The following is a 22,148-nucleotide window of genomic DNA, read 5'->3' as shown; positions in this document are numbered from 1 at the left end:
CGGTCGGCATCTACTTTGCCGACCGCGACACTTCAATTACTTCAGCTGCTCTTTCTTAAGGCCAAGTTCTTTAACCATATTGCGGATCATTTGATAATCTTTAGGCTCAACCGCAACGTAATGGCTGATCTTGCCGTAGCCTGTTACTTTGATTTCCTTGTCTGCATTCAAGATTGCATCGCGAATTTGTGCTTTCAGTTCCTTAGGTAAATCACCGCGGTAAACCAGAGGAGAACCTGGCAACGGTGATGATTCGGCGATGATGCAATTGCTTTCCTTGGTAATCAGACCTTTTTCCAACATCTTTGGATAGGTAATGTCATTGTCTGCCGCCGCATCAACGGTCTTGTTCTTCACAGCCAATTCCGCTGCATCGTGCGAACCAGCATAGGTAAACTTACCGAAAAATTCCTGAGGCATCTTGCCGGTCGCTTGCTTCACCATGTAGCTCGGCATCAAACCGCCAGAGGTAGAGGCTGGGTCAACAAACGCAACGCTCTTGCCTTGTAAATCCATAATGCTTTTGATGCCACTGTCGCAAGGCGTAACGATGATGCTCTTGTAAGTAGCTGAATTGCTGCCTTCACGAATGCCGACGGCAAAAGCTTCAGCACCTGCTTCTTGTTCAGCCAGGTAATACGACAAAGGGCCGAACCAGGCGATATCAACACGCTTCTTTTTCATCGCCTCAATCACGCCGGCGTAGTCCGTTGCAGTGAACATTTTCACTTTTTGACCCAGCTTCTTTTCCAGATAGGCGCGCATCGGTTCGAAGGTTTTGATCATTTCTTCGTTGTTATCAGCTGGAATCAAGCCAAGTACTAATTCGCGAGCCTGTACCGCTGCAGTTGCACTCATCAGCGAAGCGCCGATCAGCATGGAAAGAACAAGTTTGTTAAATTGCATGTTGAAACTCCTGTTGGATTCAGTTTGGTAGGGAGGTTTTAGGGTGTGATGCGCAGTTGGATCCGGTCTGCGCGGAACCGGGTAATGGCGTACTCGACCGGAGAGTTATCCCGATCCAGCACGTTCAAACTCTTGACCCGCAAGACGGGCCGATTTTGGGTAATTCCCAGCAGCTTTGCATCGTCGCCTTGAGGAAGCACGGCGGTTACCAGACTTTCGGTACGATGAAGTGCGCCGTGATTTTTCTCTAAAAAGTCATGCAACGAGCCGCCGGCATAGTCATCCAGCAATTCGCTAAATGGTTTAACAGGCAGAAAATGGGAAATAACACAGAAGGGCAAGCCATCGGCCAAGCGTAATGTTTCAAGCCAAAGAACAGGTTCGTCAGCCAGCAGCGCCAAGTTGCGCGCAACACCCGCAGGCGCAGGAGTAATCATTTTTCGTATCACGCGTGTATCGGTAGAAATACCGATATCGGCCAACGTTTGAGTAAAACGCGTATTGGCACCTACGCGATAATCGAGCAACTGATCAGTAATAAAAATACCTACACCATGACGCCGCTCAAGCAATCCTTGCGAAATCAGTTCATCAACGGCACGACGCAAAGTATGACGATTAACGGCAAAGCGTGCCGCCAACTCACCTTCCGCAGGCAATCGATCGCCCGCCGCGCCCTGACGAACATAGTCACGCTCGAGCACTTCGGCGATTTGTGCGTAAAGGGTAATTCCGGTGTCGCGATCAATTGCGTAAAGACTCATGAGGTAGATGTCTAGATATGTAATGACACACATCATGAGTTAGAACTATTTCAAGCGAATTAAGCTTTTGTTAAAGTTTTGTGAATTATTAATACTTCAACACTACTGTCCGGTAGATTTTAAGTTCATTTCGCTGTAGCCCTTTATTGACGTGGCTTTCAGCACGTTTTTGCATTCCGACGATTTCAAATACTATCTGGAATCGCCTTTGGTTAAAAAACCGTATCGTTTGCCCTTTAATCGGCAGACGGAGCGGCAGCATGAATCGGGGCAAAACAGTTTTCGCACAATTGCTGGACTTCGTGCCGTTCAATCATTTCGAATATCTGACCGAGCGCTTTGCCGCCAACCACGGGATCAAGCATTTCTCCGCATGGAGCCAATTCATCTGCATGGCCTATGCACAACTGACCCGGCGCGATGGCTTGCGTGATTTGGTTGCCTGTCTCAATTCTCAGAAGAGCAAGCTTTACCATATCGGTATCCGCAGCAAAGTATCCCGTTCCACACTGGCCGATGCCAACGAACGGCGCGACTGGCGGCTGTTCGAGGCACTCGGCCATCGTTTGATCTCCATAGCGCTCGAACTGTACCGGGACGAGGACATCGGCCTGGGACTCAAAGAACCGCTCTACGCCATGGACTCGACCACCATCGATCTGTGCCTGACGCTGTTCCCCTGGGCGGAATTTCGTTCAACCAAGGCCGCCGTCAAAGCGCACACCATCATTGATCTGCGCGGTTCAATCCCTGTGTTTCTGTCCATTACCACCGGCAAGGTTCACGATGTCAATCTGCTCGACGTGATCCCATTCCCCGCTGGCACCATCGTCGTCATTGATCGGGGCTACCTGCACTTCGCCAGATTGTATGCGCTACACCAGCGCCAAGTTACCTTTGTCATCCGCGCAAAGAACAATCTCCGCTTTACCTGGATTGCGTCGCGCGAAGTGGACAAAGCCACTGGATTACGCTGCGATCAAACCATACTGCTGGCGACACCCAAATCAAAAACCGCTTACCCGGAACGCCTGCGCCGGGTTTCTTTCCGCGACCCGGAAACCGGCAAGCATTTGGTGTTCCTGACCAATCGCTTCGATTTGCCCGCGCTGACCATCGCCAATATCTACAAAAATCGCTGGCAAATCGAACTGTTCTTCAAGTGGCTCAAGCAAAACCTTGCCATCAAACATTTCTATGGCAATTCCCTCAATGCCGTCAAATCCCAAATCTGGATCGCAATATGCGTTTACCTGCTGGTCAGCATTGCCAAAAAACAGCTCAATCTTCCTGCCTCCCAGCAGATTTTACTGAATCTTTTTGAGGTCAATATGTTCGATAAAACCCCAATAAATCAAATGGTTGCAAATGCGATACAGAATCTTGACGAACCGGACATCAGTAAACAATTGAATCTATTCGATTTTTAACCGGACAGTAGTGATACTTCAACACTAAAGCGGGAGTTATAAGAGGGGCCGGTATGTATTTGAGATGAGGATGAAGAGAAACTGACTGTCGGGGCAGATAAGATTTAGTCTTTAACGGCTGGATTGTTCATGTTTTTGTCCGGCCAACACCAAAGCATCCAACGACCGCTGTCCATTAGCAAGCAGTCGATCAATTTTGCCAATTGACCATCCGCAAATGGCACTAAGCCGCTTGTGGCAAATGTATATTTTCGCGTCATTCTACGACTGCTTACGCCACAATACCAGTTATTCAAATCTAAGATATTTCAGCCAACCATTTGGATTGCATATGGAAAATCTTAGGTGGTAAATTAGGCATAAAAGTGCGCAAATTACATCGAGTCTTTTTTACTCTCCATATAACTTCGTGATGATTGAAAAAATATTATCCATCAAATACTATTTGGCGTCCGTATAAACATGAAAAATTCATAGCCCGGTGCCAGTGCCGTCACAATCAGTCCCAGGGCCGCGAAGCACAGCCCGACCAGTAGGGCCAGCGGAATGATCCACAGCGACATCAGCGAGTGCGATAAGCCCAGTACCCAGATCACCATCAGCACTGCGATGCCCGATAACAGGCTCTTGCTCGCCGCCCAGAACATCTCCGAGAGCACGATATCGTCCAGCGTGATCGGGGTGTTGAGGATGGCTTCCCAGGTGCGTTGCTCGTGCATGCGCGCGAAGCCGGAATATAACGCCTCGAAACTGGCGCTGTTCATCGTGCTGTAACAGACCGTGCCGGCGGACAAAAAGGCGATGTAGGACATGCCGCCGATTTCGGGCAGCATGCCGCCCAAGCCGTAACCTAAACCCAGCATATAGATCACAGGATCGGCCAGATGTCCCAGAATGGACGGGCCTGCCATCTTTTTCCAGACCATGTAATTGCGCCGCCAGATAGGGAAAAAACGCAGACTAAATTGCGGTAGTGCAAAGATATTCACTTTCATTCCCGCATCTCCCGCCCCGTTAGTTTTAGAAATACGTCTTCGAGATTGGCCGGACGATGCACGTAGCGTAATTCGGCATGTTGCTGCAATTCGAGCAGCAGCGGCTGCGCGTCATTCACATAGCAAAACACCGATTCGCCGCTGACTTCGAAGCGTTGAGTGTGATGTGCCGCATGGCTAATCGCCCAGTCGGCCGCCTGTTCGCCAAATACCTCGACGACTTCGGGCTCGATATTTTCGGCAATCAGGTCGCGCGGTGAGCCCTGACTGATGATGCGCCCGTTGTCCATCACGGCCAGACGATGACAGAGTCGCTCGGCTTCATCCATGAAGTGCGTGGTCAGCACCAGCGTTTTGCCGCGCGCCGTCAGTTCGCGCAGGCGCTGCCAGATCAGATGGCGTGCCTGTGGATCAAGGCCTGTGGTCGGCTCGTCGAGAAAAATCACATCTGGATCGTTGACCAGTGCGCGCGCCAGCGTCAGACGCCGTTTCATGCCGCCTGACAGCGTCGGGACTTTCGCATCGGCCTTATGCGTCAAATTGGCGAACTCCAGCAGTTCCGGTAGACGCGCCTTGATCTGCGCATCCGTCATGCCGAAGTATCTGCCGTATACCATCAGGTTTTCTGTCACGGTAAAGTCGGGGTCGAGATTGTCCATTTGCGGCACGACGCCGACGCGCAGCCGCGCCTCACGGGCATCTCCTGGTATCGGGTGATTGAGCAATTCGATATGGCCGCTATCCGGTGCAATCAAGCCCAGCAGCAGTCGCAAGGTGGTCGTTTTTCCCGCACCGTTCGGCCCCAGCAGGCCAAAACATTCGCCGCGCACGATATCGAGACTGATGCCATCGACGACGCGCTGACCTGCGTATTGCTTCACCAGATTTTCGGCCACAATGACGCGGTTCATAGACGACACCCGTTAAATTCGCGAAGCACGATTTGCTTGAGCTGCTGCAATCTGCCGTGGAAAAAATGTCCTGCCTCGGGAAATACCACCAGCGGCAAATGCTGCGGGCGTGCCCAGTCCAGGGCATCGCTTAGCGGTATCACTTCGTCCTGTTCGCCGTGGATCACCAGCGAATTATGGGCCACGGGCGGCATCGCGAAACGCACGACGGCAGGCGCAATCAATACCAGTTTGTTGGGTTGCGGCTGAATATGCTCTGCTGCGCGCGCGGCAACATAGCCGCCGAATGAAAATCCCGACAGGATCAGCGGCAGATGCCCGAAGGCATCCCGCGCGTGCTGCACGACTGCCAGCAGGTCTTCCACTTCTCCGTTGCCACTGTCGAATTCGCCGCAACTTGCGCCTACGCCGCGAAAATTAAAACGCAGCGTGGCAAATCCTAGCTCTGCGAAAGTCTTGCATAGCGTGGTGACGATCTTGTTATCCATCGTGCCGCCCATAGTGGGCAGCGGGTGCGCTACCACGGCAATGGCGACGGGTTCAGAATCCGGCAGATGCAGCATGCCTTCGAGCTGACCGGTAGGGCCTGCGAGGGTGATTTTGCTTTGCGTCACCATTAAATCTTCAGACGCTCGACGATGCGGCCATGCTGCAAGTGTTCTGCGATGATTTCATCGAGATCCGATTCATCGATAAAGGTGTACCAGACGCCTTCAGGGTAAATCACCAGAACCGGCCCCTCATCGCAGCGGTCGAGACAGCCGGCGGAATTGATCCGGATGCTGTTGCCGCGTGCAGAAATACCCAGTTCTTTGACCTTGTTTTTGACATAGTCCCGCGCCTTTTGCGCACCGTGATTGCCGCAACAATCGCTGCCGTCTTCACGCTGATTGGTGCAGAAGAAAACGTGCTTATCGAAATGACTCATCGCTCGGCTCCAAATTAATATGCGCTGATTATACGTTGCGTATCCGCCACAGATGAAATAACAGCAAGGCCGGGAAAATCAGCGTGATGGTTTGCGCCAGACCGTTGTAATTGAGCAAGTGCCCGTAATGCCAGTGGTACACCGACATCGCGGCGGCCGGCGTGTTGCCATCCACCATGAAATTCACCATTAAAAAATAGCTCACTGCCACCAGCGCACCTGCCGCATTCACGGTCGCCCGCGGTATCCATAGCAGCAGGATGAGGATCGCGAGGCCCAGTAAAATGCCCAGCATCGCCTCGCCGTTGATCCAAAGCAGCAGCGCCCAGGATTTGAGCAGTACGGCAGCGGCGATAAATTTTATCAAGGCGACCATGCTCAGTACCACCAGTAGGGACGATGCGACGCGGCGCGGGGCGCGAAGTAAAGACAGCAGCAAAGCGCCTAACATCAATAAGTTGAGGGTGACGACGCCGGTTTCCCGCCAGCTGAATGGCTCAGGCAACGGCGCTACAAAGGGTTGATGCACCGCTTCGGTGATAAACACGTTGCCCAGCATTGGCAAGGACGGATTGATCTGTCCGAACACCCAGAGTGCGAGGAGTGCTAAGCCAAAATCCATCTCGCGGCCGTGATGGAACTGGCTGCTGCGCCAGCGCATGAGCCCCAGACGAAACCAGCTCCAGGAGGCGACATTCACTGCTAGCAAGGTGCCGATTAAGGTGCCGCTACTATTGGTCAGCACATCCAGATTGGAACTGGTGCGCGAAGGCAGGTACATTTGCAGAAACTCCATGCCCGCCGACAAGCAGATGCCGCACGCGAGCGCGACGAGTAAACTCGCCGCTACGGCGAAACGCGCCCGCAGCGCCAGGCCAACCAGAAAACCGAAGGGAATATACGCCAGCACGTTGACGACGGCATCAAACGGGGTAAATGTCGATAGCAGCGGTATGCTGAGTACATCGTTGAAACGGAGGCCCTGGTCGCGCCAGCCGGTAAAAGGCGACAGGCTGACGTAGGCGATGAACAGGGTATAGCCGATCGCCAGCAGCGTGCGCAGCCGTGCACGGGATTCGGAGATAAAAAGTTCGCTCATAGCGGTTGTCCATTCATGGCGGTGCGAGTTTACTCTATTCGGCCGTTTTGTTTGTAGGCACGACTCATTGGCCGACGGGCGCCGGTGATCCTCTGGGGTGATGTTTGGCGTGCAGTTGCTTCAAGCGTTCGCGGGCGACATGGGTGTAAATCTGTGTGGTCGAAATATCGGCGTGCCCCAGCAGCATCTGCACCACGCGCAAGTCAGCGCCGTGATTGAGCAGGTGCGTGGCAAAGGCATGGCGCAAGGTGTGCGGAGAGAGCGGCTTGTCGAGCCCGCCTTGTTTTGCGTGTTTTTTGATCAGATACCAGAACATCTGCCGCGTCATGCCGGAGCCTCGGGCGGTGACGAACAGATCGTCGCTGATGCGTCCTGCCAGCAGTACGCCGCGACTGTCATCAAGATAGCTTTGCAGCCAGTCCAGCGCGACTTCGCCCAGCGGGACGAGCCGCTCCTTGTTGCCTTTGCCGGCGACACGCACTACGCCCATATCCATGTCGAGCTGGCCGATGCCGAGGGATACCAGTTCCGATACGCGTAAGCCGGTAGCGTACAGCACTTCAAACATGGTGCGATCCCGCAGCCCCAGCGATGTTTCGATGTCGGGGGCGGCTAAAAGCTGCTCAACGTCCTGTTCGGTCAGCGACTGCGGGAGATTGCGCGGCAGCTTGGGGGTGTCGATTTTCAGGGTGGGGTCGATCGCAATTTTCCCCTGACGCAGCAGATAGCGGAACAAGCGTTTGAGGCTGGAGAGATTGCGTCCAGCAGAGCTGGGTTTGGCCTTTTGTACGATGAACAGATCGGCGATATAGCCTTGCAGATCGGCATGCGTGGTCTGCAACAGATCTTGCCCGCGCTGGTTTCTCAGCCAGTCAGAAAATTTGTTCAGATCGCGCCGGTAACTATCCAGCGTATTGCGCGACAGCCCGTCTTCCAGCCAGAGTGAATCTGCGAATTCATCGAGCAGTTCGGCGTTGTTCACCCTGTTATTCCTTCATGCGCCAGCAACCAGCGTTTGATATCCAGTGTGGTAGCGCCGGTACTGTTCATAAACCCGCCTAATCCGGCACGGCCCACGACACGATGACAGGGGATGATGATGGGAATCGGGTTGGCGCCGCAGGCTTGACCGACTGCCTGTGCACCCGAATTTAATTGCCGGGCCAGCTCGCCGTAGCTACGCGTCTGGCCGCAGGGAATAGCCGATATCGCTTGCCAGACGCGTTGCCGGTACGCGGTTGCCGGGTATTTGAGCGCAAGGCTAAATTGTGCATCGGGTTTGTCAAAGTAACGCGCCAATTGTTCGCAGACCGTTTGGGCAAACGGACCGCTGGCACGCTCTGCTGAGTGTGTTAAGGGTAAAAAATCGATTCCGGTCAGCGCATCGTCTTCGCAGCGGATGCCGAGGATGCCAAACGGGGCGGATAGTTTTGCCTGATAGTCCATCACGCCATCATAGCGGAAAATATCCGGGAAATTTCACGACTTCAATCGCTCGTCAGCTAGTTTAAAATGCACAAACCCCGGCACGCTGCATTAAAACTCTTCCCATGTTTCTTTATCGTTTGATGCTTTTGGGAGTGCTTTGGGTTTTTGTACGGGACGTTTTTCAGGCTGTCTGGCCGGATAGTGCACGGCTGGCGCACCCGAGTTTAATCTGAAAGTCAGCATGAGGCGATTGAGTTCTTGCGCTTGCTCTTCCATCGATTCAGCGGCTGCAGCGGCTTGTTCTACCAGCGCTGCATTTTGCTGGGTGACATCGTCCATTTGGGTTATCGCACGGTTTACCTGCTCTATCCCCGTGCTTTGTTCATCGGAAGCCGCGCTGATTTCCGACATGATGTCGTTTACTCGGTTGACCGCACTGAGAATTTCACCCATGGTTTGACCGGCTACCCCGACCAGCTGGGTTCCTTCGCTCACTTTAGCGACCGAATCGGTGATCAGCTTTTTAATCTCATTCGCGGCTACGGCACTGCGCTGGGCAAGGTTGCGCACTTCTGCTGCGACGACCGCGAAACCGCGCCCCTGTTCGCCTGCGCGTGCCGCTTCAACGGCTGCATTGAGTGCGAGTATGTTGGTTTGAAAAGCAATACCGTCGATCACGGAAATAATATCGACGATTTTTTTCGAACTTTCGCTGATGGATTCCATGGTGTGGACGACACGCCCCACGGCTTCGCCGCCACGCCGCGCAATTTCGGAGGCGCCATGCGCGATTTTGTTGGCTTGATGTGCATTATCGGTGTTGTGTTTAACGGTTGCGGTGATCTGCTCCATGCTCGAGGCCGTTTCTTCCAGACTGGCTGCCTGCTGCTCGGTGCGCTGAGAAAGATCGGTGTTGCCTGAGGCGATTTCCTTCGATGCCATGTTGATGGTTTCTGCGGCAATTTTTATCTGGCTGATAATATCCGTCAGTTGTTCCGATGTTGTATTTGCATCATCTTGCAATTGCCGGAAAGTCCCCTGGTGATTGCCGTTCATGGTTTGTGTCAGGTCGCCTTTTGCGAGTGCACCCAATACGCTGACGACCTCGTTTAAACCACTTTCGCTGGCGGACAAAAATAGATTCATATCTTCGGCCAGCTTGAGGAAAAATCCTTCTTTGCCAGTCAATTCGACACGAGGGGCAAAATCCCCCGCTGCGGCTGAAGCGACAATCGAGGCAATTTCACGTTCTACGGCCACTTCGTTGGTGCGGTCTATCCATTGGGTCACGCGGCCGAGATAAGTGCGTTGACTGTTATAGATCGGGCAAGGCTCCAGTCGCATGTCGCGTCCTGCCATCGGTACTTCAAAGCGTTTTGGTGCATCAAGCGGCGCGGCATAGGCTGTGCGTAATTCGTCGCTCTCGAAGAAATTACCGACACGTTTTCCGATGATGTCTTCCGTATTAAAGTCAGGGAACAGTCGCTGCATTTGAGGCTGCATCAGGTTGATTTGTTTGCGCATCGCTTCATTAAAGTAGATGACTTCGTTGCGCTCATCCGATACGGTCACGCATGATGAAACTGAATCCAATGCGCTTTTGATGCGGAGTGCTTCAGCGGTATTCTCTTCGGCGTGCTTGACTGAGTACCCGGTCCTGATCTGCATGACTTTGAATTCCTCCAGCATCTGTCCGAGTTCATCTGTGCGGCCTTCCGCATCAATTTCATGGCTGTACTCGCCTCTGGAAACAGCCTGCGCTGCACGCGTTGCTTTTCTGACCGGGAGCAAAATGCTTCTAGCTGTCCAGAGATTGAGTAGTCCGCTAATGGCCAAGGAGACGCCGAGCAGTATCAATAAAAGTCGGGTTGCTGATGTAATGCCGGAGGTTACATTTTCAGTTCGCTGACCTGTGTCATCTTTAATGTGTTGACTGAGTTTTTCGAGTGCGCTGCCCATTGCTTTGTCCGCACCTTTGATACTGCTGTCAATTTCGGCGATGCTTTTCCCCAGCGCTTTGAGTCGCGCCATTTCATCAATGGCAGCTAAATAGCGCGTTTTTCCCTCACGCAGATTTGTTAGCGCGTCAATCTCGTCACTTGTGATGCCCGGCACCTGACTGAACGCTGTAATAGTTTTATCCATTGCGGACATGTCAGCATAAAATTTTTCTTTGTATTCACCGCCCCGGATCAGATAATTTTTGAAGTGGTGTATGCCGTCGCCCAGTTCGATACGCGCCTGTTCCAGATAGGTGCGCTTCTGGTTGACAGTTTGCTGGTAATTTTGCCATTGCTGACCGAATTCTGTGATGCCCCTGTACGAAGTAGCACCGATAATCGCGAGCAATAGCATCATCATGCCAAAGCCGAGCGCGAGCCTTTGCCCAATAGACAGCTTTTTGAGTTGTATTTTCAGTGCGCTCAAAAGCGTGTGGCGAACGATTTTTCCGGCCTGTATGCGCAGGCTTTTTGCATCACCCGCAAGTAAATTTCGGTAGCCGGCCTCAGCTGTCGCCACCTGTTCGCGACTCGGTTTGCTGCGTACGGACATGTAGCCTGTGGCCACTCCGTCATTATGCACGGGGGTGACATTCGCCATAACCCAATAGAAATCACCGTTTTTGCGGCGGTTTTTGACGATGCTTGACCAGGACTTGCCATTTTTTAAGTTTTCCCACATATCTTCAAATGCCTCTGCCGGCATGTGAGGGTGGCGGACTAGATTGTGTGGTTGTCCCAGCAGCTCTTTTTCAGAGTAACCACTCGCTTCGATGAAATTCCGGTTGCAAAAGGTAATTACGCCATTCAGGTCGGTGCTTGATACCAGCATTGTGCCGTCTTGCAGTAAATATTCGTTGTCTGTTACGGGCAGATTTGTGCGCATTACCTAATACTCCAGTCGTTAGTGTGTGCCTTAATGTGACAACTCGTTTGAGTGTGGCAGGTGAAGTTAGAACAATTCAATTTTGTTGGGCGCGCCAAGGAGATTTGCTCCTGCAACAGCTATTTGATGTATTTCTCGTTGACTCGCCATGACATATTCAGAATAGATATTATCAAATTGTGCTTTGATTGAGGGCGTATCGATAAAATGCTTATTCCGCATCATGCCAACCATGTCTGATATGCGAGAATCAAGCTTGTTGAGTGATTTTTGGACCTGCTCTACCTGCTGTCTTGTGATGTCTTGAAACTGAATGCTGGCCATCACATCCATAAACATCGATGACAGGGTCTGGCTCGTTTTTTCTAGGTGCGCGATCATCTCCTCGTCACGCAGCTTCAACTGAAGGTAGCTCTCGCGCATATTGTCCAGATGGGCGGAAAATTTTTCGAGTAGCTGTTGTTGTTTTATTATGCAGCTGTCTTCGAGCTTACTGCCGAATTGGTCGTCGATTAATTTGACCACATTACTAATGCCATCTTGGACCTTTGCTACGGCCAGTTCAGTTGAACCCGATAGTCGACGCACCTCGTCGGCCACCACGGCGAATCCGCGGCCAAATTGACCGGCACGGGCCGCTTCGATGGCCGCATTGAGTGCCAGCAGGTTGGTCTGAGCAGAAATATCCTTGATCATGTTGACCAGCGCTTGCATGGATCTGGCTTGCTCAACCACGATCGCAATGCTGTCACGATCTTGATTTGCTTCAATAAGCCGGTCTTGAATATATTGATTGAGATTCTGAATCAATTGAATATTTGACTCGGTATCGTCCTGATTTACACGTGTGGAGATTTCCTGCTGACTTGTTGTCACGGTCTCGAGCAAGCTATCGATCACACGCTCTATCAGTTGCAATCGTTCCATAATTTGAAAAGCGGATCGTTCCGTTTCAACTGTGACGGATTGCAACTGATCATTGAACAAGCTGGTGAGAGACGGGAGCTCATTAAGTTCGTCCGCGGCACTCTGTATAATTTTTTCGCTGCAATTCAATGAGGCCGACAGCGTTTCCTGAGTCGCTGCCATGCCTAAGATAATATCTTTAAACAGCGTGATGGAAACCAGATTGCTGACCATAAAACTGATCAAAACAATGATTGCGGTACCTGTTGCATCGGCGATTTGGTCGGATAATCCTGATGCCTGATGCAGCCAGTCGTGAAATGGCGTATGCATCAGATAGACACCGCTTGCGCAAATCATTGCGGTCAGCAACGCCACGGTCAGCTGACGTTGTCTGATTTTGCCGATTTCTAAGGGCATTGCAACCTCTTTTCTGGATGTGTGGCAGATATCGATCTGAGAATCATTCTTGCGCGCTAACTTGAAGACTGAGCGAGCCCATCGCTAAACTTGATTACCGCGCAAATTTATTATCCACTTAGCCGATAATGAAATGTAGTCGGTCAATTCTGATTTTTACCGGCACTATTGCCTACCTGGTTGTAAGATTTATCTGGTATGTGAAAACAGAATCGGTCAGCAATGCAATTAATCAGCGCTGGGTGTTGGTTTTTCAGGTTATCTGGCATTGTTCTGGGATAGAATCGGTTCAGAATGAAGTACCTGTTACCGCATGATTTTTCTACCCATCTTGTTCGTTATTTACAAATCTCAGTGCTGCCGATAGAAATTAAACAATAGTCATGTCCATTCAAACCATCCTTGAAAATCGGGTTTGTGCGCTTGAACTGGAGACTGCGCAATCTTGTAGTGAAAGCGAGCAATTGCGCAGTCTTTTCTTGCGGGACGGGCGGGTTGATGGTGCGAGCTTACGGCTGAAGACGCTGCTGTCAATCCTGGACAGCATGCCTGCGATGATAGGCTATTGGGATCGTAACTTGCACAACCGTTTTAGTAATCGTGCCTATTCGACCTGGTTTGGCGTGTCACCCGTAAAATTGCTCGGCAAGCATATACGTGAGTTGCTGGGCGAGCAGATTTATCAACTCAATTTGCCTTATATTGAAGCCGTACTGCAAGGAGTGCCGCAGAAATTTGAACGTACGATCCCTGTGCCTGATGGGACGGGGGTGAGATACTCGCTGGCTGAATATATCCCTGATATCGTTGACGACAACGTGGTCGGTTTTTTTGTTCAAGTGTCCGATATTACGGCGATCAAGCTGGCAGAGAAAGGGCTTCGGGAAAATGCCCACTCCTTGCAGCAAAGCGAAGCGCGCTATCGTTCCATCGTGCAGGAGCAGACAGAGCTTGTTTCACGGTTGCGTGTCGATGGCAGTTATATTTTTGCAAATGAAACTTTTCTGAAATTTTTCGGAAAATCTTCAGTGGAGTTGCTCAATTCAGGATGGCATCCCATCGTATATCAGGACGATTTATTGCGGGTCAATGCAGAGATTTCCAAGTTGAGTCTGGAAAATCCGGTCGTCATGATCGAAAACAGAGTCTACTCGTCTGACGGGCAAGTTCACTGGATGCAGTTTAACAATCGCGGTCTGTTTGATGCTGACGGACAGCTGGTTGAGATTCAGTCTGTCGGGCGGGATATTTCCGATCGAAAGCAGATTGAAATGAATCTCCGCGAGAGCGAGGCGCGCTTTCAGGTGATGACAGCAAATGTACCCGGTATGGTTTTTCAGTGCACTCAGCGGGAAGCGGGTTTTAATTTTACTTACATCAGCAACGGCGCAGAATGGCTGCTGGGTGTCAGTGCAACGGCTATCGAACACGATGCTAACGAATTTCTCGCGCGCATTTTGCCTGAGCATGTCGATGCGTTTAATCACTCACTCACGCATTCTCATCGGGAAATGACGCTGTGGAATTGGGAAGGGCGTGTTTTATCGGCCGATAATGGCATCAAATGGATTAATTTACGTGCCACACCGAGAATGCTGGCGGGCGGAGGTTGTATCTGGGACGGGGTTGCAGTCAATGTCACAGAGAGTAAAGGCATTGAAGAAAAGTTGTTACATTCGCAGCAGATGTTGCGCGAGCTTTCAGCCCATCTGGAAAATATCCGCGAAGACGAGCACCGGCATATTGCGCGCGAAATTCACGATGAACTCGGTCAGGCACTGACCGCACTGAGGATGGATGTTTCACTTGTGCGTTTGAATTTTGGGGAGGCCAACCCGCAATTGCTGACGCACCTGCAGTCGATGAGTCAGCGTGTACAGCGCACCGTCGATATTGTGCGTCATATTACATCGAGTTTGCGCCCGGGTGCGCTGGATATGGGGATCGTCGCCGCGCTCGAGTGGTTGGCCGAGGAGTTTACCGGATATACCCAGATTCAATGCGAACTGGCACTCAATGATGGCAATATCGCACTGGATGAATTTTCTGCAACGGCCGTATTTCGTATCGTTCAGGAGTCGTTGACCAATATCGCGCGCCATGCACAGGCGACGCAGGTTGAGGTGATCGTAACTCGAAGCGAGGACGAACTTTGTTTCGAGGTATGCGACAACGGTACAGGGTTCGACCCCGGCGCAATCGAAAATTGCAAATCATTCGGATTGATCGGCATCCGCGAACGTGTCGCCATGCTCAGCGGGCATTTTGAAATTGAAAGCAGGCAGGGGGCAGGAACATGTCTTCGTGTGCATATTCCCGTGGCGTAACTATAATTTTTTAAATTTTGAATATGATCAGACTTTTTATTGTCGACGATCATGCCATCGTCAGGCATGGCCTCAAGCAACTTCTCTCTATGGTTCCCGATATTCGTGTTGTCGGCGAAGCCGGCTGCGGTGAGGAATTGCTCCTTGCGCTGGCGTCAGTGCCATGCGATGTTCTGCTGCTGGATATGAATATGCCGGGACTCTCCGGTGTGGAACTCATTTTGCAGCTGCGTGCCAATCATCCTGTGTTGCCTATTCTCGTTTTAAGTATGCATATCGAAGGGCAGATTGCCAGTCGGGCGCTTAATGCGGGGGCATCAGGTTATCTGACTAAGGATAACGAGCCTGAAATTCTCATCGATGCCATACGAAAAGTTTATTCGGGGGTGCGTATTCTGGTGAAAACCGCCACCTATAATGCTCCAAACCCGCCACCTGAAATACTTCAAATACTCCACCCATAATGCCCGCAATTCCGCCACCGAAAATGGTGTAATAGCGCCACCTGCTGTTTAGATATTTTTGAACGTCTGATTAGATAGCAGAAGTTATTTCGATGTTGTGTGAATGTAGCCTGCTTATCTTGCTTGGTTTCTATCTGTTGTGGCGCATCTGAATGAGTCCGTCAGCCTGAGGTTCGTGGCCGCTGCTTTAGGCAATTAGTGACAACCCTTTTTATTTGCGACCTCAAGACTACCAACCTCGCATTCTTCCAGATAATTGATAAAGGCCAGTTTGAGACGATCTACCCAGTCTCCGCCGAGCTCGGAACCGATATAGCTTAGCTTGTCTGCGATCTGCTCAGTGGTAACCTGTATCAAGTCATACTGTATTTCTATCTTGTTTGCCGCAATGCGAACCGCCTGTATCCCCATCATCGAAAGCAGCGCTTTTTTCACCTGTTCGGACTGAACGGCATCCAGTGGTTCCGATAGCATCAGACTGCGTTTCTTGATTACTTCTTTGCCTAGTTGTGCGGGTGCTTTGTGTCCGGGAAGTCCGATATATAAACGCGGATTCGCCAGAAATCTTTCGCGGCACTGCTCAGAACAAAAAGCATACTGTATGCCTTCGTATTCGCAGACATGGGACGTTGTTGGGACTTGCATGTGACAAACCGGGTCTTCGGCGTTCATGACGCACCTCCTATGATTTTGAACGTGTTCGTTGCGGGATGAACCTTGATGTATGAGCCGCATATTCCCGCCACTGCGCGCCAAAACGGACTTCTGCATCTCGCTCCTCGGTATGCGCCAGACGCACATACATCCACACCAGCACAGGGAACATCAACAGGGTCAGCAGCGTTGGCCATTGCAACAAGAAACCAAACATGATGAGTACGAAAGCATCGTACTGGGGATGGCGGATTTTGGCATAAGGCCCGGTAATCGCCAGTTGATGATTGCGCTGCGCCTGATAGAGAATTTTCCATGCAGATGCAAGCAGGATGAATCCGCCGCCGATGAACACAAAACTGAGCATGTGTAACGGATCGGTGTGCGGATCGCCCCTCCAGCCGAGCAGGGTATGCCAGAGGTGACCGCTATTATGGGAGGAAATATCGACACCGGGATAACGGGTTTGCAACCAGCCGGCAAACAGATAAATCGTCAGTGGAAAACCATACATTTCGGCGAACAGCGCCACGATGAAGGCCGAGAACGCGCTGAACGAGCGCCAGTCGCGCGGCGTTTCTGGCTTGGTGAAGCTGAATGCAAATATGATGAACACCAGCGAGTTGATGATGACCAGCGACCACAGGCCATAATCGGGAGCGTCCGTATTCATTTTGACTCTCCTTCGGATGAACCATGATTATGCTGGTCATGGTTGTTATGGCCATGATGCATGAACAAGTGCATCAGCGGGCAGGCCAGCAAGAACAGAAATGGCAATGCACCCAGCAGGTGGGCGCGGTGTTCGGTAAACAGAAAAAATGCAGCAATCGCCAGAAATACCACCAGAATCCAGTTGTATCCCCTTGGTACACAGTGTGCATCTTGCTTAGTAGATTCGTCCTGTTTCATCACGTTCTCCTTTCAGGAAAAAGTTTACGTCCAAAAAAACCTTGTTACATCTTCACCCGATTCAGCCTGAGCGCATTCAGTATCACCGACACAGAACTGAAACTCATCGCTGCGGCGGCGATGATCGGCGAGAGTAGCAAGCCGAAGAACGGGTACAGCACGCCTGCCGCAATCGGAATGCCGAGTACGTTGTAGATGAAGGCAAAAAATAGGTTCTGGCGGATGTTGCGCATGGTGGCGCGTGACAGACGCAGCGCACGCACGATGCCGTTCAGGTCGCCCTTGATCAGCGTGATGCCTGCACTCTCCATCGCCACATCGGTTCCGGTGCCCATCGCGATGCCCACCTGCGCCTGAGCCAGTGCAGGCGCGTCGTTGATGCCGTCGCCTGCCATCGCCACGATGCGCCCCTCTGCCTGCAACTGCTTGACAATGGAGGCTTTCTGCTCAGGCAGCACTTCAGCTTCGATACGGTCTATGCCCAATTTTTTTGCAACCGCTTGTGCCGTGATGCGGTTGTCTCCGGTAAGCATGATGACTTGCACGCCTTCTTCATGCAGGGCGCGGATCGCCTCTGCCGTAGATGCCTTGACCGGATCGGCCACGCCGATCAGTCCCGCCGCCTTATTTTCGATTGCCAGCAGCATCACCGTCTGTCCGTCGCTGCGCAGCGCCTCGGCACGGATGTGCAAGTCGCTTGCATCGATGTGTAATTCTTCAAAAAGTTTGAGATTGCCCAGCGCGATTGCCCTGCCCTCGACCGTGCCCGCCACGCCCTTGCCGGTGAACGATTTAAAATCACTGACTGTGTTGAGTGTTATTCCCTTTTTCTCTGCGCCGTTCACGATAGCTGCAGCCAGCGGGTGTTCGCTGGCGCGTTCCAGACTGGCGCCCAGCCGCAGCACCTCATCCTCTTCAAATCCGGCAAGCGGAATGACCGAAGTCAGTTTCGGTTTGCCCTCGGTCAGCGTGCCGGTCTTGTCCACTACCAGCGTGTTTACCTTTTCCATAATTTCCAGCGCTTCGGCATTCTTGATCAGCACGCCGGCCAAGGCACCGCGTCCGGTGCCGACCATGATGGACATCGGCGTGGCCAGTCCCAGCGCGCACGGGCAGGCGATAATCAGCACCGCCACCGCGTTGACGATGGCATGCGCCAGGCGCGGCTCCGGCCCAAAGAGTCCCCATACCGCTAGTGTGGCGAGCGCTGCCAGCACCACTGCCGGCACAAAATAACCCGCAGTGACATCGGCCAGCCGCTGGATAGGCGCGCGTGAACGTTGCGCCTCGCTCACCATATGCACAATCTGCGCCAGCAAGGTGTCTGCCCCTACGCGCTCGGCGCGCATCAACAAACTGCCGGTGCCGTTCACCGTGGCACCGATCAGCCTTGCATCTGTCGTTTTTTCCACCGGAATGGATTCGCCGGTGACCATGGATTCATCCAGCGAACTGTTACCTTCCAGCACCACCCCGTCTACCGGCACCTTCTCGCCAGGACGCACGCGCAGCACATCGCCAGGCTGCACTTGTTCCAGCGGAATGTCTTCCTCGTGTCCGTCAGCACGCACGATGCGCGCGGTTTTTGGTGCTAAGCCCAGCAGCAGTTTGATTGCGGCACTGGTCTGGCTGCGTGCGCGCAATTCCATCACCTGCCCCAGCAGCACCAACGCCATGATCACCGCAGCAGCCTCGAAATAAACCGGCACGGTTTCCCCCATGCTGCGCATTGCAGGTGGAAAATTCCCCGGCAGCAACATCGCAATCACGCTGTATGTCCACGCCACGCCGACACCGAGCGAAATCAGCGTGAACATGTTGAGACTGCGGTTGACCAGTGAAGCCCAGCCGCGCCGGAAGATCGGCCAGCCGCCCCACAACACAACCGGGGTTGCCAGAAAAAATTCCAGCCATTGCAACACCGTCATCGAAACGGAATCCGGTATGAATTGCGGTGCCAGATCGGATGCCATCGCCATCACGAACACCGGCAAGGCCAACGCCGCGCTTAGCCAGAAACGGCGCGTCATGTCATGCAATTCGGTATTGTCATCATCAGGTGCGTTGCGCGGCTCCAGTGCCATGCCGCAGATCGGGCAACTACCGGGTTCATTGCGCACGATCTCAGGGTGCATCGGGCAGGTATATTCGGTAGCACCTGACTTGGCCGTAACTGGTGCAATCGGTTCCAAGGCCATACCACACTTGGGACATGAACCCGGCGCAGGCTGGCGAATTTCCGGATGCATCGGGCAGGTGAATACACCTGCAATTTGAACAGTAGCCGTCACAGCCGGCTTAAGGTATTCAGTGGGATTTGCCTGAAACTTGGCCAGACACTTCACGCTGCAAAACAGATAAGTTTGTCCGCTCTCTACGAGGCGGTACGTGCTGTCGGCAGAGACTGTCATGCCGCATACGGGATCAGTTGCCATTGCATGCCCCTTTCCGGTGGTGAAAATTGCCTCAGTGAATCATTTGATCAACCATTTGAAGCTTCTGGGAGACTTGTCGCCTGCCAGACGTATTTGCAGTTCCATTGATCGTGGCTGAGGAGCAACCGCCTTGAAGCGCAACAGCCCCTTGCGGTGATGGCCTCCGGGCGGCGCGCCGTCCCAGGCCAGCGGCAGGTATTGCTTGCCATCAACAATCAGCGTTGCAGACTTGGTCAAATCATCGCTCAAGGCCTGCGTATGGGTTTCCAGCGTCACCTCAAAAGTCCATGTTTTCGCATCCGCAGGAATAGCTTGCAGCGCAGTGGTTACCTTGATGCCCCGCTCGTTGCTTATTTGCGGCGCAATCTCCGCCGCATCGCATGTCGTAATAAGGCCGTTATGCACAAAGGCAATCAACGTTGCAAATGCAAAACTGCTCAAATATTTTTTCAGCATTTTTTATGCTCCCGCGTAGCGTTGATAACTTTAGGTACGATATAGAGAATACCGGCCACGTTAAAGGCAAGACCTGCCCAGAACAACTCAATCTGATATTCTGCAACGATGGTGAGAAAGCCGGTGACACCCAGAACAGGCAAGATATTGACCAGATAATGTGCGCAACAGGAAACCATTGCCGCAGTGGAGGTCGTGCCGGACACCGCTACCACCTTGCCTGATGCGCCATGTTGCCCGACAAGTTGCTTGAGGTAGGTGTAGAGACCGACCTGAATGCCAAATCCCAACGCAAGGGACACGAAGAAATACCAGAACTTTGTAAACTGTTCGAGTGTGAAATCCACCCCGGAAATCAGGCTGACCACAGCAAAATTAATGGCGAGCAGCAACACAAATGCACCCGCTCCAAATTGGATGGGTCTTATGGATAGAGCCGTCTCAGATTGTTGCTGCGTCATGCTGACCTCACATTCAGTCGAATTCAGTCTAATGATTAAATTCCAGTGTGTCCATGCATTACTGACATGTCACCCGACTCATCCGCTCATTCGGTGCTTACCCTAATGTCTTCTTTAATAAATTCAACATACCATCCTCATGCATCACAACAGGTTCATAAACAGGTGGCTTTTCTGTCGAAGGTGATTGCCCATGATTACAGGTCATTGTCCAACGACGCTGCAGGACATTTTTGCAATAATCATAGCGGCACGCACTGGGCCTTCCCGTAACAGCTAGGCTTAACATTTGACAGCTGCATTTATTCCCATGCGAGTTTTCCATAAATTTCCCTATCGTTATTGAAATCCACTAGAAATATTTTTTTATTATCACTTTTAGTGTTTTCTGCAAATATCCTCGATCGGATTGTCCAATCTCGCCGTATAGCGTGGCGGCGACAGTTATGAAGATACCGACTACTTCAGGATCAAAATGTCCCCCGGCTCCATCCTGCAAAATTTTTAATGCGTCATCAATCAATAAGGACTCCTTATAGGGCCGTTTTGACATCAAAGCATCGAACACATCAACCACAGCAAACAATCGTGCCGAAAGAGGAATATCCTTGCCATAAATGCCGTGTGGGTAGCCGCTGCCATCAAATTTCTCATGGTGAAAAAGCACCACGTCCCGGGCACGCTTCAACCAAGTTGAATCCTGAATAATCTCCCCGCCAAATACAACATGGCGTTTCATAATCTCAAACTCATCCGCAGTCAGTCGCCCCGGTTTCAGTAGTATCTGATCCGGAACTCCAATTTTTCCGACATCGTGCAGAAAAGCACCAACAATCAGCGATTCGATGCTATCTCGATTCAGGTTCATTGTTTCGGCAAGCCTGACCGAATACAGCGTCACCCGGTAATTATGCGTATCGGTATCGGCATCTCTTTTTGCTATAGCGCTACCCAATGATTGCAATAATTCAAGGTTCGAATCCAAAAGCGATTGAGACAGGGACTCGGACCGCCGCGTCAATCCAAGTAAAACGGGGTAGAGCAAGATTAAAATCAAAATCACCGCAACGAAAGAAGTCAGTGTTGCATTGCGCGCCTGATGTTTTCTTGCATATCGCGTTCCAACATCAAGACGATAGACGCCTTCAAAATACACTTCCGTCACACGCATCGAATCAAGCAGTGGTATGAGCACTTGCACGAAATCTTCATCCTCATTCGTTAGCCAGTTATAGTGTTGCTTGCCTGGCTTTGGAAAAACATGCTGATGCGCTTGCACAGTACTTCGAAGACTGCCGGCCTCCATCCCCCATGCTTCCATCAATGATTTTCCGGATGAATCGAAAATACGGATGCCTGCAAAGCTGGAGTTCTCCAATAGTTTGGCAAGTTCAAGCAGACTCATTTGAGAGTCCGCCGCAACCAGTTTCCGCATTTCAGGGGAATCGAAATGTCTGGCACTTGCCGCAGCTTGTTCAAAGGCCATCTTTTCGACTCTCCAGTTTTCCAGATAAAAAACAAGTGTGCCGACAAGTACGCTGATCAATATGCCTGATACAAAAAATCTTGTAAGCAGATAACGATGGAGTTCTCTGGAATTATTGGGAATGGCTGCAAACATGATTTTCTGCAATGCCTCATTTCAAATTTATTTGAATCTGATTGATAGTTGACTTGCTGGCTTTGTCAAAAAAGCCGACATATCAATTCAAAAGGGGAAAAAATGTACGCCAAAATATTGTTCATCCTGGCGCACACTGAAACAC

At 51.6% G+C, this 22,148-nt stretch carries 21 protein-coding genes; 3 read left to right on the top strand and 18 right to left on the bottom strand.

Translation table 11 applies throughout. The features are described 5' to 3' along the window. Positions 1-36: 36 nt before the first annotated feature. Together phnD and phnF are read right to left on the bottom strand one after the other, a co-directional pair. Entirely contained in the window at positions 37-906 is an 870-nt protein-coding gene (phnD, locus tag GALF_RS13675) for a phosphonate ABC transporter substrate-binding protein (protein ID WP_013294638.1), read from the bottom strand. A 38-nt stretch (positions 907-944) separates the two neighbouring features. Beyond that, the gene (gene phnF, locus GALF_RS13670; protein WP_041938100.1) at positions 945-1,670 is read right to left on the bottom strand and encodes a phosphonate metabolism transcriptional regulator PhnF; all 726 of its coding nucleotides are present in this window, start codon (positions 1,668-1,670) and stop codon (positions 945-947) included. A gap of 260 nt (positions 1,671-1,930) precedes the next feature. Between phnF and GALF_RS13665 the strand changes: the two genes are divergently transcribed. Then, on the top strand, positions 1,931-3,100 hold the full coding sequence (locus tag GALF_RS13665) for an IS4 family transposase (protein WP_013292311.1): 1,170 nt from the start codon (positions 1,931-1,933) through the stop codon (positions 3,098-3,100). A 434-nt stretch (positions 3,101-3,534) separates the two neighbouring features. Here the strand turns inward: GALF_RS13665 and GALF_RS13660 are convergent, their stop codons facing one another. The 9 genes from GALF_RS13660 to GALF_RS13620 all read right to left on the bottom strand — a co-directional run bounded on the left by GALF_RS13660 (position 3,535) and on the right by GALF_RS13620 (position 12,673). Beyond that, positions 3,535-4,095 carry an ABC transporter permease gene (locus GALF_RS13660; RefSeq protein WP_013294636.1) on the bottom strand — a complete coding sequence of 187 codons (561 nt, stop codon included), beginning with the start codon at positions 4,093-4,095 and terminating at the stop codon, positions 3,535-3,537. Further along, positions 4,092-5,006 (bottom strand): ATP-binding cassette domain-containing protein, encoded by a 915-nt coding sequence (locus GALF_RS13655; protein WP_013294635.1) that lies wholly within the window; start codon positions 5,004-5,006, stop codon positions 4,092-4,094. Before GALF_RS13655 ends, GALF_RS13660 begins: the two co-directional genes overlap by 4 nt. Continuing rightward, complete coding sequence (locus GALF_RS13650; protein WP_013294634.1) at positions 5,003-5,623, bottom strand: alpha/beta hydrolase; 621 nt, start codon at positions 5,621-5,623, stop codon at positions 5,003-5,005. The genes GALF_RS13655 and GALF_RS13650 overlap by 4 nt, the downstream gene beginning before the upstream one ends. Then, positions 5,623-5,934 carry a (2Fe-2S) ferredoxin domain-containing protein gene (locus tag GALF_RS13645; protein ID WP_013294633.1) on the bottom strand — a complete coding sequence of 104 codons (312 nt, stop codon included), beginning with the start codon at positions 5,932-5,934 and terminating at the stop codon, positions 5,623-5,625. The genes GALF_RS13650 and GALF_RS13645 overlap by 1 nt, the downstream gene beginning before the upstream one ends. 28 nt (positions 5,935-5,962) lie before the next feature. Next, a complete protein-coding gene (locus tag GALF_RS13640; RefSeq protein ID WP_013294632.1) occupies positions 5,963-7,033 on the bottom strand; it encodes a VanZ family protein in 1,071 nt (356 codons plus the stop codon). A gap of 64 nt (positions 7,034-7,097) precedes the next feature. Then, positions 7,098-8,015: a site-specific tyrosine recombinase XerD gene (gene xerD / locus GALF_RS13635; protein WP_013294631.1), complete on the bottom strand. Its 918-nt coding sequence runs from the start codon at positions 8,013-8,015 to the stop codon at positions 7,098-7,100. Then, positions 8,012-8,479 (bottom strand): methylated-DNA--[protein]-cysteine S-methyltransferase, encoded by a 468-nt coding sequence (locus GALF_RS13630; protein WP_013294630.1) that lies wholly within the window; start codon positions 8,477-8,479, stop codon positions 8,012-8,014. Before GALF_RS13630 ends, xerD begins: the two co-directional genes overlap by 4 nt. A gap of 90 nt (positions 8,480-8,569) precedes the next feature. After that, the gene (locus GALF_RS16100) at positions 8,570-11,347 is read right to left on the bottom strand and encodes a methyl-accepting chemotaxis protein (protein ID WP_013294629.1); all 2,778 of its coding nucleotides are present in this window, start codon (positions 11,345-11,347) and stop codon (positions 8,570-8,572) included. A 66-nt stretch (positions 11,348-11,413) separates the two neighbouring features. Beyond that, complete coding sequence (locus tag GALF_RS13620; protein ID WP_013294628.1) at positions 11,414-12,673, bottom strand: methyl-accepting chemotaxis protein; 1,260 nt, start codon at positions 12,671-12,673, stop codon at positions 11,414-11,416. Between the two features lie 383 nt (positions 12,674-13,056). Between GALF_RS13620 and GALF_RS15160 the strand changes: the two genes are divergently transcribed. Together GALF_RS15160 and GALF_RS13600 are read left to right on the top strand one after the other, a co-directional pair. Continuing rightward, positions 13,057-15,000 (top strand): PAS domain-containing sensor histidine kinase, encoded by a 1,944-nt coding sequence (locus tag GALF_RS15160; protein WP_013294627.1) that lies wholly within the window; start codon positions 13,057-13,059, stop codon positions 14,998-15,000. 23 nt (positions 15,001-15,023) lie between these two features. Next, complete coding sequence (locus GALF_RS13600) at positions 15,024-15,464, top strand: response regulator (RefSeq protein WP_013294626.1); 441 nt, start codon at positions 15,024-15,026, stop codon at positions 15,462-15,464. A gap of 195 nt (positions 15,465-15,659) precedes the next feature. On the opposite strand, the gene GALF_RS13595 is transcribed toward GALF_RS13600, so the two are convergent. From GALF_RS13595 to GALF_RS13565, 7 genes are all read right to left on the bottom strand, one after another. Next, positions 15,660-16,136 carry a YHS domain-containing protein gene (locus tag GALF_RS13595; RefSeq protein WP_013292694.1) on the bottom strand — a complete coding sequence of 159 codons (477 nt, stop codon included), beginning with the start codon at positions 16,134-16,136 and terminating at the stop codon, positions 15,660-15,662. A 10-nt stretch (positions 16,137-16,146) separates the two neighbouring features. Then, positions 16,147-16,791, bottom strand: coding sequence for a methyltransferase family protein (locus tag GALF_RS13590; RefSeq protein WP_013294625.1), 645 nt, complete (start codon positions 16,789-16,791; stop codon positions 16,147-16,149). Beyond that, complete coding sequence (locus GALF_RS13585) at positions 16,788-17,030, bottom strand: DUF2933 domain-containing protein (RefSeq protein WP_013292692.1); 243 nt, start codon at positions 17,028-17,030, stop codon at positions 16,788-16,790. The genes GALF_RS13590 and GALF_RS13585 overlap by 4 nt, the downstream gene beginning before the upstream one ends. 44 nt (positions 17,031-17,074) lie before the next feature. Next, a complete protein-coding gene (locus tag GALF_RS13580) occupies positions 17,075-19,465 on the bottom strand; it encodes a heavy metal translocating P-type ATPase (protein ID WP_013292691.1) in 2,391 nt (796 codons plus the stop codon). A 39-nt stretch (positions 19,466-19,504) separates the two neighbouring features. Next, a complete protein-coding gene (locus GALF_RS13575) occupies positions 19,505-19,921 on the bottom strand; it encodes a hypothetical protein (protein WP_013292690.1) in 417 nt (138 codons plus the stop codon). After that, on the bottom strand, positions 19,915-20,382 hold the full coding sequence (locus GALF_RS13570; protein WP_013292689.1) for a hypothetical protein: 468 nt from the start codon (positions 20,380-20,382) through the stop codon (positions 19,915-19,917). Before GALF_RS13570 ends, GALF_RS13575 begins: the two co-directional genes overlap by 7 nt. 352 nt (positions 20,383-20,734) lie before the next feature. Continuing rightward, a complete protein-coding gene (locus GALF_RS13565; RefSeq protein WP_041937950.1) occupies positions 20,735-22,003 on the bottom strand; it encodes an HD-GYP domain-containing protein in 1,269 nt (422 codons plus the stop codon). Between the last annotated feature and the right edge of the window lie 145 nt (positions 22,004-22,148).

Source organism: Gallionella capsiferriformans ES-2, from assembly GCF_000145255.1.
Classification (GTDB): Bacteria; Pseudomonadota; Gammaproteobacteria; order Burkholderiales; family Gallionellaceae; genus Gallionella; species Gallionella capsiferriformans.
Note: the sequence above shows the minus strand (reverse complement) of the source record. Positions and strands in the feature narration are given on the sequence as shown.

Coding starts and splice junctions, on each gene's coding strand:
- GALF_RS13640 (WP_013294632.1), bottom strand. CDS start 7,033: ATGAGCGAACTTTTTATCTCCGAATCCCGTGCACGGCTGCGCACGCTG.
- GALF_RS13620 (WP_013294628.1), bottom strand. CDS start 12,673: ATGCCCTTAGAAATCGGCAAAATCAGACAACGTCAGCTGACCGTGGCG.
- GALF_RS13665 (WP_013292311.1), top strand. CDS start 1,931: ATGAATCGGGGCAAAACAGTTTTCGCACAATTGCTGGACTTCGTGCCG.
- GALF_RS13575 (WP_013292690.1), bottom strand. CDS start 19,921: ATGCTGAAAAAATATTTGAGCAGTTTTGCATTTGCAACGTTGATTGCC.
- GALF_RS13600 (WP_013294626.1), top strand. CDS start 15,024: ATGATCAGACTTTTTATTGTCGACGATCATGCCATCGTCAGGCATGGC.
- GALF_RS13565 (WP_041937950.1), bottom strand. CDS start 22,003: ATGTTTGCAGCCATTCCCAATAATTCCAGAGAACTCCATCGTTATCTG.
- GALF_RS13570 (WP_013292689.1), bottom strand. CDS start 20,382: ATGACGCAGCAACAATCTGAGACGGCTCTATCCATAAGACCCATCCAA.
- GALF_RS13660 (WP_013294636.1), bottom strand. CDS start 4,095: ATGAAAGTGAATATCTTTGCACTACCGCAATTTAGTCTGCGTTTTTTC.
- GALF_RS16100 (WP_013294629.1), bottom strand. CDS start 11,347: ATGCGCACAAATCTGCCCGTAACAGACAACGAATATTTACTGCAAGAC.
- GALF_RS13595 (WP_013292694.1), bottom strand. CDS start 16,136: ATGAACGCCGAAGACCCGGTTTGTCACATGCAAGTCCCAACAACGTCC.
- GALF_RS13585 (WP_013292692.1), bottom strand. CDS start 17,030: ATGAAACAGGACGAATCTACTAAGCAAGATGCACACTGTGTACCAAGG.
- phnF (WP_041938100.1), bottom strand. CDS start 1,670: ATGAGTCTTTACGCAATTGATCGCGACACCGGAATTACCCTTTACGCA.
- GALF_RS15160 (WP_013294627.1), top strand. CDS start 13,057: ATGTCCATTCAAACCATCCTTGAAAATCGGGTTTGTGCGCTTGAACTG.
- GALF_RS13645 (WP_013294633.1), bottom strand. CDS start 5,934: ATGAGTCATTTCGATAAGCACGTTTTCTTCTGCACCAATCAGCGTGAA.
- GALF_RS13580 (WP_013292691.1), bottom strand. CDS start 19,465: ATGGCAACTGATCCCGTATGCGGCATGACAGTCTCTGCCGACAGCACG.
- GALF_RS13650 (WP_013294634.1), bottom strand. CDS start 5,623: ATGGTGACGCAAAGCAAAATCACCCTCGCAGGCCCTACCGGTCAGCTC.
- GALF_RS13590 (WP_013294625.1), bottom strand. CDS start 16,791: ATGAATACGGACGCTCCCGATTATGGCCTGTGGTCGCTGGTCATCATC.
- GALF_RS13655 (WP_013294635.1), bottom strand. CDS start 5,006: ATGAACCGCGTCATTGTGGCCGAAAATCTGGTGAAGCAATACGCAGGT.
- GALF_RS13630 (WP_013294630.1), bottom strand. CDS start 8,479: ATGGACTATCAGGCAAAACTATCCGCCCCGTTTGGCATCCTCGGCATC.
- phnD (WP_013294638.1), bottom strand. CDS start 906: ATGCAATTTAACAAACTTGTTCTTTCCATGCTGATCGGCGCTTCGCTG.